Below are 14,458 nucleotides of genomic sequence, written 5' to 3'. Positions count from 1 at the left end.
AGCTATCTGCGGCCCGCGCAACGTCGCGATAAGAGCGCACAGACTGCGGTTTTTCGGGCGATCGGACCTTCACGGCGGTTACGGCCCGCGTGCGCGCCGCATCCCTGCGAAAGCCCGGGAAGGAATGGAAAAATCCGGCAAGGTCGCTTGCAGGTTCGTAAGGCGTCGAGGGCGTCTTCAGCGCCCGCTGCAAAGCCGCGCTATGCTCTTCGGGATCGCGCGCACATTTGCCGCTTGCGCGCCGCTTCCACAGGAGACATCGATGCAATACCGCCGTTTCGGCCAGACCGGCCTCACCGTTTCGCGTCTTTGCCTCGGGACCATGACCTTCGGTTTGCAGACCGAAGAGGACGTGTCCCGCCGCATTCTCGACAAGGCCGCCGACGCGGGCATCAATTTCATCGACACCGCCGACGTCTACCCGCTGGGCGGCGGCGAATCGCGCGCGGGCCGCACTGAGGAGATCGTCGGGCGCTGGCTCAACGCGGAGAAGGGACGCCGCGAGCGCTTCATCCTCGCGACCAAGGCGGTCGGCAAGGTCGGGCCGTCGCCGTGGGATCAGGGCGCGTCGCGCAAGCATCTGCTCGATGCCATCGACGCCTCGCTGCGCCGCCTCGGCACCGATTACGTCGATCTCTACCAGCTCCACTCCGACGACGCGAACACGCCACTCGACGAAACGATCGAAGCGCTCGACACGATCGTGCGCTCGGGCAAGGCGCGCTATATCGGCGTGTCGAATTTTCTGGCGTATCGCCTCGCACGCGCGCTCGGCCGCGCCGATTTCCTGCGCTGCGCGCGCTTCGTGTCGGTGCAGCCGCGCTACAACCTGCTGTTCCGCCAGATCGAGCGCGAACTGCTGCCGCTCGCGAACGAAGAAGGGCTCGCGGTGATTCCGTATAACCCGCTGGCGGGCGGCCTGCTGACCGGCAAGTACCAGCAGGGCAGTGCGCCGTCGGAAGGCCGCTTCACGCAGAGCGTGGGCGTGGCCGGTTCGATGTATCAGGACCGCTACTGGCACGAGCGCGAGTTCGCGAGCATCGAGAAACTGCGCGCGATCGTGGAGCAGGGCGGCCAGTCGCTCACGATGGCGTCCGTCGCGTGGGTGCTGGCGAATCCGCAGGTGACGTCGGCGCTGATCGGCGCGAGCCGGCCCGAGCAACTGGATGCGTCGATTGCCGCCGCCGATCTCGTGCTCGATCCCGCGCTCAAACAGCAGCTCGACGAAGCGAGCCACGAGTACCGCATGGGCGACGCGGCGCGTTGATCAGGCATCCGAAGTAATTGACGGGGTGTGAAAAAGGCGAGCGTGTTGCGCTCGCCTTTTTTATCGTCGATCGAAATGCAGACGCCTTAAGACACCGTCTAAGGCACGAGCACCTGACGACCCACCACCTTGCCGTGCGCGAGTGCCTGGAGTGCGTCGTTCACTTCGCCGAGCGGACGCGGCGACACCGCCGACGGCTGCATCTTGCCGTCGCGCATGAGCGTGACGAGTTCGCGCAATTCGGGCAGCGTGCCCACATAGCTGCCTTCGATCTTGAGCGGGCGCATCGGAATGATCGGCAGCGAGAGCGTGATGTCGCCGCCCATCAGGCCGACCACCACCACATGCCCGCCGCGTGCGCACGAATCGAGCGCGAGCTTCACCGTGGGCGTCGCGCCGACGAGATCGAGCACGGCGCGCGCGCCGCCGCCCGTGGCTTCGATGATCTGCTGCGCGGCGTCGGGCGCGCGTGCGTCGATGGCGGCCAGCGCGCCCGCCTTGAGCGCGGCGTCGCGCTTGGCGGCGTCCACGTCGACGACGATCGCGCCTTTCGCGCCGAGCGCCTTGAGCACCTCGATCGCCATCATGCCGAGGCCGCCCGCGCCGATGATCACGACCGCGTCGTCGTGAATGCGCTCGCCGAACTTCTTCACCGCCGAATACGTGGTCACGCCCGCGCAGGCGAGCGGCGCGGCCTTCACGGGATCGAGGCCGCCGAGATCGACCAGATAGCGCGGATGCGGCACGATCACGTAGTCGGCGAAACCGCCGTCGCGCATCACGCCAAGCGATTGCGGCTTCGTGCAGATATTTTCCTCGCCGCGCTGGCAGGCCGCGCAGACGCCGCAGCCGATCCACGGATGCACCACGGCCACCGTGCCGGTCTTCACGTCGCCGGCATCGGGGCCCGCCGCGACGATTTCGCCGCAGATTTCATGGCTGAGCGTGAGCGGCAGCTTGATGCCGCGATCGGCGAGCGACAGCTTCTTGCCGCCGCCGAGGTCGTAGTAGCCCTCCCAGATATGCAGGTCGGAATGGCACAGACCGGCGGCTTTCACGCGCACGAGCACTTCCGTGCCTTTGGGTTGCGGCGTGTCGCGCTGGACGAGTTCGAGCGGTTGACCGTGACCGGTCACGCAATAACAACGCATCTGCATCGATGTCTCCGTGTGTGTTGTGTCAAGCAGGCGGGCGATGTCGAATCCTCTGCATCATAACGGATTGCGGATAAATTCGTCCGGTCGTTCGTTTTTATGGGGCGATAACCGGAATGCAGGCGTGGCGTGCGCATGAGCGTTCACTTTGCGGTCATGCTTGAAGCGGGTCGCGTACCATGAGCCGGTCCACTCCGTGCAAAGCGCAAAGGCTCTCATGCGTTGCCTCCTGTTCGCTATCGGATCGCGCGGGCGCGCAGGCGCGCGCGCATGAGCGGCCTCGTCGAATCGCTGGGCGTGCTGATCGGCGGCATCGGCCTGTTTCTGCTCGGCATCACGATGATGACCAACGGCCTGAAGCTCGCGGCCGGGCCCGCGCTCGAATTGATCCTGAGCCGCGCGACGCGCACGCCCGCGGCGGGCCTCGCGTCGGGCGTGCTGGTCACGGCGCTGGTGCAGTCGTCGAGCGCGGTGACGGTTGCGGTGATCGGCTTCGTGAACGCGGGCCTGCTCGATCTCGGCGGCGCGCTCTGGGTGCTGTTCGGCGCCAATCTCGGCATGACGACCACCGGCTGGATCGTCTCGCTGCTCGGCCTGAAGATGAAGATCGACGCGCTCGCGCTGCCGCTCGTCGGCATCGGCATCGCGCTGCGGCTGACGGGCGTGGGGCAGCGGCGCGGCGCGCTCGGCGATGCGCTGGCGGGCTTCGGCATTCTGTTCATCGGCATCGCCACGTTGCAGGGCGCGTTCACCGGCCTCGTCGCGCAGTACCGGTTGCCGCAGGGCGAAGGGCTCGTCGAAGTGCTGATGCAGGTGTTCGCGGGCCTTGTCATCACGTTGCTCGTGCAGTCGTCGTCGGCGACCATGACCATCACGCTCGCCGCCGCGCAAGGCGGCATGCTGAGCACGCAGGGCGGCGCGGCCGTGATCATCGGCGCGAACATCGGCACCACGGCCACGGCGCTGCTGGCGGCCGTGGGCGCGACGCCCAACGCGCGGCGCGCGGCGGTCGCGCAGGTGATCTTCAACGTGGTGACGGGGCTCGTCGCCACCGCGCTGCTGCCGTGGATGATCGGCTTCATCGTGCGCGTGGGCGACTGGCTGCATCTGCCGCACGATCCTGCCATCGCGCTCGCGCTCTTTCACACGGCGTTCAACGTGCTGGGTCTCGTCATCATGGTGCCGTTGGCGGGGCGGCTCACGCGCTGGCTGCAGAGCCGTTTTCGCGCGCGCGAGGGCGACGAGGGCGCGCCGCAATTTCTCGACGACACCGTGGCCGTGGTGCCCGAACTCGCCGCCGACGCGCTGCGCCTCGAAGTCAGGCGCATCGGCGCGATCGTGCGACGCATGGTGCGCATGACGCTCGCGGGCGCCGACGCTCACGCGCTGGCGCATGAGCAGAGCGCGACCACGCGGCTGTTCAACGCGGCGCAGAAGTTCGTACAGCGAATGAATCGCCAGGAGATGGTGCCGGCCACGGCGGCGGCGCTTGCTGAGTCGCTGCGCGAGCTGCGTTATCACGAAAGCGCGGCGGAGCAGGCCATGCAGGCCGCGGCGCTCGCGAACGTGCTGCCCGATGCGGGCGTCGCCGCGAGTTACGCGCAGTTCGAGCGCCGCTCGCTCGCGTTGCTCGATGCGATCGAGGCCGTCGATCACGCCAGTCGGGAGAACGAAAGTCGTCTGCGATCGCCCGGCGAGGACAGCGCGCTGATCGAAAATCTCTCGCAGGCGATGGAGGGCGCGTATGGCGCGCTCAAGGCGCAACTGCTCGGCGAGGGTGCGGCGGGCACGGTGTCGATTGCGCTGATGGAAGAGTTGTTGCGTCGTCACAGTGCGTTGCGGCGCGCGTTGCAACAGGTCGCGAAGGCGCATTCGCGCGCGCTTTCTTTCGCGGATTGAAGCCGATCCAGGCACGCGAAAAGCTCATCGAAACCTTGTCGGACCAATTCGAAAGTGCCTTAAAAAAGGCCCGGATCGCAGGCGATTGATTGCATGGCTAACGACAAACGGTTATCCTGTGGCCATGTTCGATCAGTGTCTTTACTTCAACACGTCGGCGCTGGCACGCCGCCTCGAACGCGAGTGGTCCGAAGCTTTCGAGCCTTTCGGCCTCACGCCGCCCCAGGGTTTCATGCTGCGCGCGGTGCTGGAACGGCCCGGTTCTTTGCAGCACGAGCTTTCGGACATGCTCTCGATCGCACGGCCCACGGCCACGCGCGTCATCGACGGTCTGGAGGCGCGCGGCTATGTCGAGCGCCAGCGCACCGAAGGCGATCAGCGCGAAGTGGCCATCGTGCCCACGGCGCAGGCGCAGGCCATTCGCGAGGCGCTGCATCACGCGAGCGCAACGGTCACGGGGCGCATCAAGCGCACGCTGGGCGGCGAGGCGTTCGTCGACACCGTGAGCCGTCTGCGCACCGCGCGCGCGACGCTCGGCTAGCCGCCATCGATCAACACAGGCAATCGCAAACAACAGCAGGAAACTGCAGCACGCGCGCGTTCTCGCGATTCAGGGCGAACGCCGCGCGGGTAGTGAATGGAGTGGCATCATGCGGCGCATTGGCGCTTTTTGTATTTCGACGTGGCTGGCCGCGTTGATTCTCTTTCTGGGGCGCCATTCGGTGCCGATGATGGCGCTGAGCGGCGTAGTGGTGTTCGCCGGTCTTGATCTGTTTCATCCCGAGCGCGCGGGCGCGGAGAATGCGTCGCCGGGCGACGATCGTCGCTGATCGTTCGCGCGAGTCGTTGCCTGGGTTGCCTGCCTTGCCGCGTTGAATGTATCGGCGCCAGAGCGGATACATCGGCAAACACCAACAAAAACGCCGCGCATGAAGCGCGGCGTTTTTTCATGCTTCGAATCTCAGCACGAAATCATCAAGCCTCTTCGGCCCACGACATGTTCTCGCGCGCGAGCAGCGCCGACGAAGCCGCCGGGCCGAACGTGCCCGCCGTGTACGTGCGCGGGCGGTCGTTCAGTTCCTTCCAGCCGTCGAGAATCGGCTCGACCCACGTCCATGCGGCTTCGAGTTCGTCGCGGCGCATGAAGTGCGTGAGACGGCCGCGAATCACGTCGATCAGCAGACGCTCGTACGCTTCCGCGCGGCGCTCCGGAATTGCCTGCTGCAAATCCAGATTCAGATTCACCGGCAGCATGTTCATGCCGCTGCCCGGTTCCTTCGCGAGCATCTGCAACTGGATCGATTCTTCCGGCTGCAACTGGATCACGAGTCGATTGCCGTAATTGCGCGGGCCGCTCGGGAAGATCGAGAACGGCAGGTCCGCGAATTCGATCACGATTTCCGACTGGCGCTTTTGCAGGCGCTTGCCCGTGCGCAGGAAGAACGGCACGTTGGCCCAGCGCCAGTTGTTGATGTGCGCGCGGATCGCCACGAAGGTTTCGGCCTTGCTGTCGGCCGGCACGTTGTCTTCTTCCAGATAGCCCTTCACCGGCTGTCCGTCGACGGCGCCCGCCGCGTACTGGCCGCGCACCGTGTCGCGCGCGATATCGGCGAGCGACATCGGGCGCAGCGAGCGCAGCACCTTGAGCTTTTCGTCGCGCACCGCGTCCGGATCGAGCGAAACGGGCGGCTCCATCGCCACGATGCACAGCAGTTGCAGCAGGTGGTTCTGCACCATGTCGCGCAGCGCGCCCGTGTGATCGTAGAAGCCCGCGCGGCTGCCCACGCCCACGGTTTCCGCCACCGTGATCTGCACGCTGCGGATATACGGCGCTTGCCACAGCGGTCCGAAGATCGGATTGCCGAAGCGCAGCACCATCAGGTTCTGCACCGTTTCCTTGCCGAGATAATGGTCGATGCGGTAGATCTGCGATTCCGCGAAGTGACGGCCCACCGACTCGTTGATCTCCTGCGCCGAAGCGAGGTCGTGGCCGAGCGGCTTTTCGAGCACGACGCGCGACTGGCTGTCGAGCAGACCGCCGGCCGACAGGTTGTCGCAGATCGTCGTGAAGAGTTCGGGCGACGTCGAAAGATAGAACACGCGCAGCGCGTGCTCGCGCGAAGCCTGCTTCAGATGCGCGTAATCGGCGGGATCGTTCACGTCGATGATCACGTACTGGAACAGGCTCAGATAACGGTCCCACGCTTGCGGGTCGAAGGCCTTGGCGTCGATGAACGGACGCGACTGCTCTTCCATGAACTTGCGATAGTCGTCGATGGTCCAGTTCTTGCGGCCGACGGCGATGATGCGCGTCTCGGCGGGCAGGTTGCCGTGCAGGTGCGCCATGTAGAGCGCGGGGAGCAGTTTGCGCGCGGCCAGGTCGCCTCCGCCGCCGAAGATGATCATGTCGACGGGCTGTTCGGGCGCGGCTTGGGCAGGCTGATTCGTCATGGCAGGTCGCTCGCTTGTGGCGATGTGTGGCGCTAGGTTGCGAAGTGTGCAGCCGGCGCGGGGGCCGGAGCGTTGAAAACGGTAATGGTGCATGGTTTTGCGCGAGTTTGCACGCGTCACGCCGATTCACTGCGATTCGTCTCTGCCGACGCGAACGGGCCGATGAACGGTTCGCGCACGTCCACGCGCGATCTTGCGCGAATCGATCGCGAATCGATGGGATGGCGCACCCTGCGTTGCTCGCTTCGCGCTGAAGCGTTGCTAACGTTGTTTAGCGCTCGCTCGCGGGCGGCGGCGTTTGCTGCATTTAGCCCCGCATCGCGCAGGGTTTTTATGGCGCGGCCCGCAGCGCGGCTCATGGCGCAGCATCAACCGAGCCCAGGCACGCTCACGCCCAGCGCCTGCACGAGCAGCAGCGCGTTGAGCGCGAGCACGGTCAGCGCGCCCAGCACCGCGAGCCACGCCACCCACGCGCTATTCGCGTACGCGCCCATGACGTCGCGCCGGCACGTGAACACCACCAGCACGGCCATCGGAAACGGCAGCGCGAGACTCAGCACGACCTGGCTTGCGACCAGCGCATCGGTGGCGTTCACGCCGAGGCCCACGACCGCGAAGCTCGGCGCCATCGTCACGAGGCGGCGCAGCCAGAGCGGAATCTGGAAGCCGACGAAGCCCTGCATGATCATCTGTCCCGCGAGCGTGCCGACCACCGAACTCGAAATGCCCGAGGCGATCAGCGAAGCCAGAAAGATGCCCGCCGCGGCCACGCCGAACAGCGGCGCGAGCGTGTGCCAGGCGGTCCCGATTTCGGCGACATCGGCATGGCCCTGATGAAACGACGCCGACGCCATGATCACCATCGCCATGTTGATGAGGCCCGCGAACGCCAGCGCGATGACCACTTCGACGTTCGAAAAGCGCAGCAGACGTGCGCGTTCGGCGTCGTTGCGCGGCTGCACGCGCGCCTGGGTGAGCCCGGAATGCAGGAAGAGGGCGTGCGGCATGACCGTCGCGCCGACGATGCCGACCGCGATCGTGACCGCCTGCGCATCGGGCAGGCGCGGCGAGAAGGTGCCGCGCAGCACGCCCGTCCACGCAACCGGCACGATGAAGAGTTCGAGCAGATAGCAGAGCCCGATCAGGCCGACGAGCGCGCCGATCACGAGTTCGAGCGGCCGGAAACCCGCGCGCTCGAAGAACAGCAGCCCGTAGGTGACGAGCGCCGTGACGGCCATGCCCGCGATCAGCGGCAGATGGAACAGCAGCGCGAGGCCGATCGCGCCGCCGAGGAATTCGGCGAGATCGGTGGCCATGGCGGCGATCTCGCTCACGATCCACATGCACCAGACGAGCGGCGCGGGCAGGCGTTCGCGGCACAGCTCGGCGAGATTGCGGCCGGTGACGATGCCGAGTTTCGCCGACAAGGCCTGGAACAGCATCGCCACGCCGTTGGCGAGCAGCACGACCCACAGCAGCGCGTAACCGTAGCGCGCGCCCGCCTGGATGTTGGTCGCGAAGTTGCCGGGGTCCATGTACGCGACCGAGACGATCACGGCCGGGCCCGCGAGCGGCAGCAGCAGCGCGGCGCCGCGCCGGCGCCCTTCGAGCGCTTCGCGTACCTTGCGCACCGTGCCCGCGGAGAGACCGTCGGGCACGTCGCGCACATCGTCGTCGCGGGTGCGATGCTGCATGGGCGCCTCGTCGCGGTTGCGGGGCCGGAACACACGCGCCTCGCGCACGCCGCGGCTCACAATTTGTCGGAAATCAGCAGAAAAGCGCGTCAGAATGTGCCACGCGCGTCATCGGAATGCATCGCTCACGCGTTAAGCAGATGATCCGCGGCGCGCGATTCGCTGCCCGGTTTCATTGAGGTTTCATCTGGCTTTCGACCGCGTTGCGGCGCACCAGCAACTATCTCAGCACAAACCGGCCCCGCGCGCTTTCCCCGGCCGCTTTTCCCGGCAATTCCCCGGCCTCACGCCCTTACGAAATGTCCCATTTCCCGATTTTCTCCCTGACCCGCAAACGCGCCGCAGCGGCGCTCCTCGCGGGCGGTCTCGCTTGCAGCGCGCTGGCCCACGCCGACGCCAACGTCAATCCGAACGACAAGGTCATCGTGCTCGACTCCGGCGAGGCGCAGCTTTCGCTGATCGACGAAGCGAGCCGCACCGTCGTGGGCACGGAGCCCACCGGCAAGGAACCGCATCACCTGATGATCACGCCCGACGGCCAGTCGCTGATCGTCGCCGATTCCGTCTCGAACGACCTGCTGTTCCTCGACCCGCACAGCGGCAAGGTGCAGCGCCGCGTCGAAGGGATCGAAGATCCGTACCAGCTCGGCTTCTCGCCCGACCACAAGTGGTTCGTGACGGCCGGCCTGCGTCTGGATCGCGTGGACATCTACAGCTACAACGGCCATGATGTCACGCTCGTCAAGCGCATCCCGCTCGCGAAGACGCCGAGCCACATCACCTTCGCGTCGGACAACAAGACCGCGTTCGTGACGCTTCAGGACACCGGCGAAGTGGCGGCCATCGACCTGCCGACGCAGACCGTGCTCTGGAAGCTGCATATCGGCAACACGCCCGCGGGCCTGTGGATGACGCCCGGCGACAAGTACCTGCTGGTCGGCATGACGGGCGAGGACGACGTGGCCGTGGTGGACTGGCACAACCGCACGCTGGTGAAAAAGATCCAGACCGGGCGCGGCGCGCACAACTTCCGCAATCTCGACGACGGCAAGCACATCGCCGTGTCGAATCGCGTGGAAAGCACCATCAGCATTCTCGATTACACGACGCTCACCAAGGTCGCCGACATCACGGGCCTGCGCCCCGGTCCCGACGACATGGAACTTTCCGCCGACAAACGCTATCTGTGGGTTACGTTCCGCTTCGCGAAGCACGTGGGCATCATCGATCTCACGACGCGCAAGCTGATCGATACGATCGCCGTGGGCCGCTCGCCGCACGGCATCTATTTCGCCAACAGCGCGCCGTTTTACGCGCCGAATCCGGATTGACGAGCGGGAGTCCCGATGCTTGACACGCTGCTTTCGCAGGCCGACAACCTCGTTTCGTGGCTGCAGACGCTCGTCTACGTCGACGTCGTGCAGCCGATCTTCTACAAGGTCGGCCTGATGGGCTACGACGAGGACACCTACGACGCGCTCTATTGGGTGATCGTCGGCGTGCTCGAAATCGCGCTGACTTACGTGCTGCTGCGCCCGCTCGAAGCGCTGCGCCCGGCCGAATCGTGGCAGGACCGCAAGGCGCTGCGCGCCGACGTCTGGTACACGTGGATCGCGAAGCTCGGCATTCTGAACATGGCGTTCTTCTTCATGCTCACACCGCTGTTCAACCATCTGCAAAGCGAGATGGCGATCCACAACATTCCGAACATCGACGTGGACAGCCTGTGGCCCGGCGTCACCGACAAGCCGTACGTCTCGTTCCTGGTCTATCTGGTCGTGCTCGATTTCGCGGGCTACTGGTATCACCGCTGGCAGCATCGTTTCGGCGTGTGGTGGGAATTGCACGCGGTGCACCATAGCCAGCAGCAGATGTCGCTCTGGTGCGACGACCGCAATCACTTCCTCGACGACATCGTGCAGGCGGCGTTTTTCGCGGCGATTTCGCTGTTTATCGGCGTGCCGCCCGCGCAGTTCGTCGTGTTGATCGCGGTGAGCAACTTCCTGCAGGCCGTGCAGCACGTGAACGCGCGGCTCGACTACGGCCGGGTGCTGGAGCGCATTCTCGTGAGCCCGGCGTTTCATCGCCGCCATCACGCGATCGGCTACGGCCACGAAGGCACGCGCTACGGCTGCAACTTCGGCGTGCTGTTTCCGTGGTGGGACGTGATGTTCCGCACCGCGTCCTGGAACAAGGCGCCGGAACCCACGGGCATCCGCGACCAGTTGCCCGCGCCGCACGGCAAGGGCGTGAACTACGGTGACGGCCTGATCGCCCAGCAGTGGCTCGCGCTCGTGCGCATCGCGAAGCGGCTGGCGGGCAAGGGCTATCCGATGGGCGGCACGGCGAACTGAGCCGGCGCTCGCGCGTCGGCGTGACGCACATCCACCACGAGGCGGCCGCGAGCCGCCTCGTTTCGTTGACGGCCAAGGTGCGGCAGATGCGATAATCCCGGCTTGTCCCCCGCGAGACGCGTGCGCCGCGTCCGCATCATCTGCATGAAATCTGCATAAAAAGCGCAGGCGTTGCATGAGACTGGAGAGCACCTTGAGCCGTATCGACAACCCGCAGCACGACCAGGAAGTCGGCTTTGCCGACGCCACCCAGGACACCACCCGCATCGACGACGTGCGCATCGGCGCCGTGCGTCCGCTCATCTCGCCCGCGCTGCTGCTCGACGAGCTGCCGGTGCCGCAGGACACGCAGACGCTCGTCGAAACGAGCCGCGCGCAGATTGCCGAGGTGCTCGCGCAGCGCGACGACCGCCTCGTGATCGTGGTCGGGCCGTGCTCGATCCACGACCACGACCAGGCGATCGAATACGCGAAGCTGCTCAAGGCGAAGGCTGACACGCTGAGCGACGACCTGCTGATCGTGATGCGCGTCTACTTCGAGAAGCCGCGCACGACGGTGGGCTGGAAGGGCTATATCAACGATCCGCGTCTCGACGGCAGCTTCCGCATCAACGAAGGGCTGCGCAAGGCGCGCGAGCTGCTGCTCGACATCAACGCGCTCGGCCTGCCGACCGGCACCGAATTCCTCGATCTGCTGAGCCCGCAATACATCGCCGATCTGGTGGCGTGGGGCGCGATCGGCGCGCGCACGACCGAGAGCCAGAGCCATCGGCAACTGGCGTCGGGGCTGTCGTGCCCGATCGGCTTCAAGAACGGCACGGACGGCGGCGTGCAGGTCGCGGCGGACGCGATCGTGGCCGCGAGCGCGAGCCACGCGTTCATGGGCATGACGAAGATGGGCATGGCCGCGATCTTCGAAACGCGCGGCAACGACGCCTGCCACGTGATTCTGCGCGGCGGCAAGAGCGGGCCGAATTACGACGCGGCGTCGGTGGCCGCGTGCTGCGCGTCGCTCGCGAAGGCGGGGCTGCGCGAGCAGGTGATGATCGACTGCTCGCACGCGAATTCGAGCAAGCAGCATCAGCGTCAGATCGACGTGGCGCGCGATATCGGCGAGCAGTTGAAGGGCGGCGATGCGCGCATCGTCGGCGTGATGATCGAGAGCCATCTGGAAGAAGGGCGTCAGGACCAGCAGCCGGGCGTGCCGCTCAAGCGCGGCGTGTCGATCACCGACGCGTGCATCAGCTGGGCGCAGACCGAGCCCGTGCTCGACGCGCTGGCGCAAGCGGTGCGTGCGCGCCGGACGACGCGCGCGGGTTGAGGGGCGGGTTTGCGGGCGCTTTCATCGGCGCCTTGTTCGGGACGTAAAAAAACGCGCGGCGGACTCCGAGTCCGGCGCGCGTTTTTTATGCGTCTCTCGCGTCTCTCGCGTGTTGAAAAGACCCGATCAGGCTTTGGCCGCCGCGCCCGCGTCCGGAACACGATTCGCGACTTCGTCGCCGAAACCGCGCACCTGGCCGACCCACAGCACGGCCACCACGGCGAGCGCCGCCGCGAGCCAGCCGTTGTAGCCGAAGCCGACGATCGTCCCATGCGGACCGTTTTGCAGCAGCAGTCCGCCGACCCACGCGCCGATGCCCGTGCCCAGCGCCTGCACCGCGTTGTTCGCGCTCAGGAACGCACCGCGCCGTGCGGGCTCGGGAATCGTCGTGAGCAGCGCCTGCATCGGCACCATGCGGCTCGACAGCGCGATCATGAACACCGCGAAGAAGCCGACCATCGCGATGAACGGCAGCACCGGCAGATGCGTGACGAACAGCACCGGCGCGATCGACACGAGCGCCATGATGCGGAACACGCGGCGCTTGCCGTAACGATCCGCGAGACGGCCCACCGCGCGCGCGGTCAGGAAGGTCGACGCGCCGCCCGCCACGTAGAGCCACGAAAGCTGCTCGGGCGCGACGCCGTAGTTGGCGACCAGCATCGGCGAAATGAACGGGATCACCAGCATGTGCGCGCACATCATCGTGAAGGTAAGCGCGAACGCCTTCATGTGACGCGGCAGCGTGAGCAGTTGCCACAGCCGCGGCACGATGTCGGCGAGCGGCGTGTCGCGGTCGACGTGCTCGGTGAGCGGCGGAATCACGCGCGAGCCCGCCACCCAGATCACGGCGGAGAGCGCGACGAGCAGCAGGAACGGCGCGCTCCAGCCGAAGTGCGCGCCGAGCACGATGCCCGCCGGCACGCCCGCGATCGCGGCCATCGAGAAGCCCGTCATGATGACGCCGGTCGCAGCGCCGCGGCGCTGGATGGGAATCACGTCGCTGACGATCGCCATCACGATCGAGCCGAGCACGCCGCCCGTGAGACCGGCGAATGCGCGCGCGAACAGCAGCAGATGGAAGTTGGTCGCGAACGCACAGGCCAGATTCGACAGCGCGAACAGCGCATAGGCGACCTGCAGCAGACGACGCCGGTCGAAGCGGTCGATATAGGTGGCCGCGAGCAGCCCGGACAAACCGGAACACAGCGAGTACGCGGACACGGCCGTCGCGAACATCGCGGGCGTGATCGCGAACGCGTGCATGATCTGCGGGCCGAGCGGCATCATCACCATGAAGTCCATGATGACGGTGAACTGCGTGAGCGCCAGCAGCCAGAGCAGCGTGCGTTCGCGCAGCGGATTGAGTGTGAGGGTCATTCGGGACCTTGTTCAAGCACATACGGCCCCGCGAAAAGGCGGAGCCGTATGTGCGGGTTTCAGCGATCGCCGACCGCCGATCGAGGCTGAATCAATCGTCGATCGTTTCGTGCGCGGCCTGCGCGCCGCGGCGCCAGTACGCCGACGCACGAATGCGCTTCTTGTCGACGCCGCGCTCGTTGCACAGCTTCGCGCGCACGGCGCGAATCACCGAGGCTTCGCCGGCTGCCCATACGAAGCCGTCGCCGGGCGGCAGCCAGACTTCGTCGACGGCGTCGACGAGCGGGTTTTCCAATTCGGATTCCTCGCGGTAGCACCAGATCGCGTAGAGATCGGCGGCGGTCGGCAGCTCGATGCGCGCCGCGCGGTTCGCCACTTCGGCGACCACGGCCACGCGCGCGCCGGCGGGCAGCTCGCTCAGGCGGCGCTGGATCGCGGGCAGCGCGGTTTCATCGCCGATCAGCAAGTGCCAGTCGAAGCCCGTGGGGATCACCATCGAACCGCGCGGGCCGCCCACGCCGAGATACTGGCCGGGCTGCGCCTGCGCCGCCCACGCCGTGGCAGGACCGGCTTCGTGCAGGGCGAACTCGATATCGAGTTCATTGGCGACGGGGTCGAAACGGCGCGGCGTGTAATCGCGCGCGGCGGGACGCTCGACGCCTTCGGGAAACACGATGCCGTCCGGGCCGAGGCTCGGCAGGACCGGCTGGCTCGCGCCCTCGGGCGGGAAGAACACCTTCACGTGATCGTCGAACGACGCCGACACGAAGTCGCTGAGATCGCCCGTGAGCGTGACGCGCACGAGCGCGGACGACAGCGCCTCGACGCGCACGACGCGCAGCAGGCGGAACTTGAGCGGATGTCGCACGCGGACGACGTCGAGCTTGCTTTGATTCTGCATCTTTGACTCCGATAGGGGGGGGGCGGTCGATCGACGA

General features: G+C 66.4%; 12 protein-coding genes. 7 read left to right on the top strand and 5 right to left on the bottom strand.

The features are described 5' to 3' along the window. Positions 1 to 262: 262 nt before the first annotated feature. Positions 263 to 1,267: an aldo/keto reductase gene (locus BMY06_RS07385; protein WP_074982386.1), complete on the top strand. Its 1,005-nt coding sequence runs from the start codon at positions 263 to 265 to the stop codon at positions 1,265 to 1,267. Positions 1,268 to 1,365: 98 nt separating this feature from the next. On the opposite strand, the gene BMY06_RS07380 is transcribed toward BMY06_RS07385, so the two are convergent. After that, positions 1,366 to 2,418 (bottom strand): alcohol dehydrogenase, encoded by a 1,053-nt coding sequence (locus BMY06_RS07380; RefSeq protein ID WP_074982674.1) that lies wholly within the window; start codon positions 2,416 to 2,418, stop codon positions 1,366 to 1,368. A 273-nt stretch (positions 2,419 to 2,691) separates the two neighbouring features. Between BMY06_RS07380 and BMY06_RS07375 the strand changes: the two genes are divergently transcribed. The 3 genes from BMY06_RS07375 to BMY06_RS07365 all read left to right on the top strand — a co-directional run bounded on the left by BMY06_RS07375 (position 2,692) and on the right by BMY06_RS07365 (position 5,150). Beyond that, entirely contained in the window at positions 2,692 to 4,320 is a 1,629-nt protein-coding gene (locus BMY06_RS07375) for a Na/Pi cotransporter family protein (RefSeq protein WP_074982384.1), read from the top strand. Positions 4,321 to 4,444: 124 nt separating this feature from the next. After that, on the top strand, positions 4,445 to 4,861 hold the full coding sequence (locus BMY06_RS07370) for a MarR family winged helix-turn-helix transcriptional regulator (protein WP_065060636.1): 417 nt from the start codon (positions 4,445 to 4,447) through the stop codon (positions 4,859 to 4,861). 109 nt (positions 4,862 to 4,970) lie between these two features. Continuing rightward, on the top strand, positions 4,971 to 5,150 hold the full coding sequence (locus BMY06_RS07365) for a hypothetical protein (protein WP_065060637.1): 180 nt from the start codon (positions 4,971 to 4,973) through the stop codon (positions 5,148 to 5,150). Positions 5,151 to 5,295: 145 nt separating this feature from the next. Here the strand turns inward: BMY06_RS07365 and zwf are convergent, their stop codons facing one another. Next, the gene (gene zwf, locus BMY06_RS07360; protein WP_065060638.1) at positions 5,296 to 6,771 is read right to left on the bottom strand and encodes a glucose-6-phosphate dehydrogenase; all 1,476 of its coding nucleotides are present in this window, start codon (positions 6,769 to 6,771) and stop codon (positions 5,296 to 5,298) included. Between the two features lie 368 nt (positions 6,772 to 7,139). Beyond that, positions 7,140 to 8,465 carry an Nramp family divalent metal transporter gene (locus tag BMY06_RS07355; RefSeq protein ID WP_074982673.1) on the bottom strand — a complete coding sequence of 442 codons (1,326 nt, stop codon included), beginning with the start codon at positions 8,463 to 8,465 and terminating at the stop codon, positions 7,140 to 7,142. A 299-nt stretch (positions 8,466 to 8,764) separates the two neighbouring features. Between BMY06_RS07355 and BMY06_RS07350 the strand changes: the two genes are divergently transcribed. The 3 genes from BMY06_RS07350 (at position 8,765) to BMY06_RS07340 (ending at position 12,140) form a co-directional block, all read left to right on the top strand. Beyond that, positions 8,765 to 9,796, top strand: a complete 1,032-nt coding sequence (locus tag BMY06_RS07350; RefSeq protein ID WP_065060639.1) for a YncE family protein — start codon at positions 8,765 to 8,767, stop codon at positions 9,794 to 9,796. A gap of 15 nt (positions 9,797 to 9,811) precedes the next feature. Next, on the top strand, positions 9,812 to 10,819 hold the full coding sequence (locus tag BMY06_RS07345; RefSeq protein WP_065060640.1) for a sterol desaturase family protein: 1,008 nt from the start codon (positions 9,812 to 9,814) through the stop codon (positions 10,817 to 10,819). A 193-nt stretch (positions 10,820 to 11,012) separates the two neighbouring features. Beyond that, entirely contained in the window at positions 11,013 to 12,140 is a 1,128-nt protein-coding gene (locus BMY06_RS07340; protein WP_065060641.1) for a 3-deoxy-7-phosphoheptulonate synthase, read from the top strand. Positions 12,141 to 12,266: 126 nt separating this feature from the next. Here BMY06_RS07340 and BMY06_RS07335 read toward each other — a convergent pair whose 3' ends face one another. Next, a complete protein-coding gene (locus BMY06_RS07335) occupies positions 12,267 to 13,520 on the bottom strand; it encodes an MFS transporter (RefSeq protein ID WP_065060642.1) in 1,254 nt (417 codons plus the stop codon). 91 nt (positions 13,521 to 13,611) lie between these two features. Further along, positions 13,612 to 14,421: a siderophore-interacting protein gene (locus tag BMY06_RS07330; RefSeq protein WP_074982382.1), complete on the bottom strand. Its 810-nt coding sequence runs from the start codon at positions 14,419 to 14,421 to the stop codon at positions 13,612 to 13,614. Positions 14,422 to 14,458: the final 37 nt, after the last annotated feature.

Source organism: Paraburkholderia tropica (assembly GCF_900109265.1).
Lineage (GTDB): Bacteria > Pseudomonadota > Gammaproteobacteria > Burkholderiales > Burkholderiaceae > Paraburkholderia > Paraburkholderia tropica.
The sequence above is the reverse complement of the archived record's forward strand: the minus strand, read 5'-3'. Positions and strand labels throughout refer to the sequence as shown.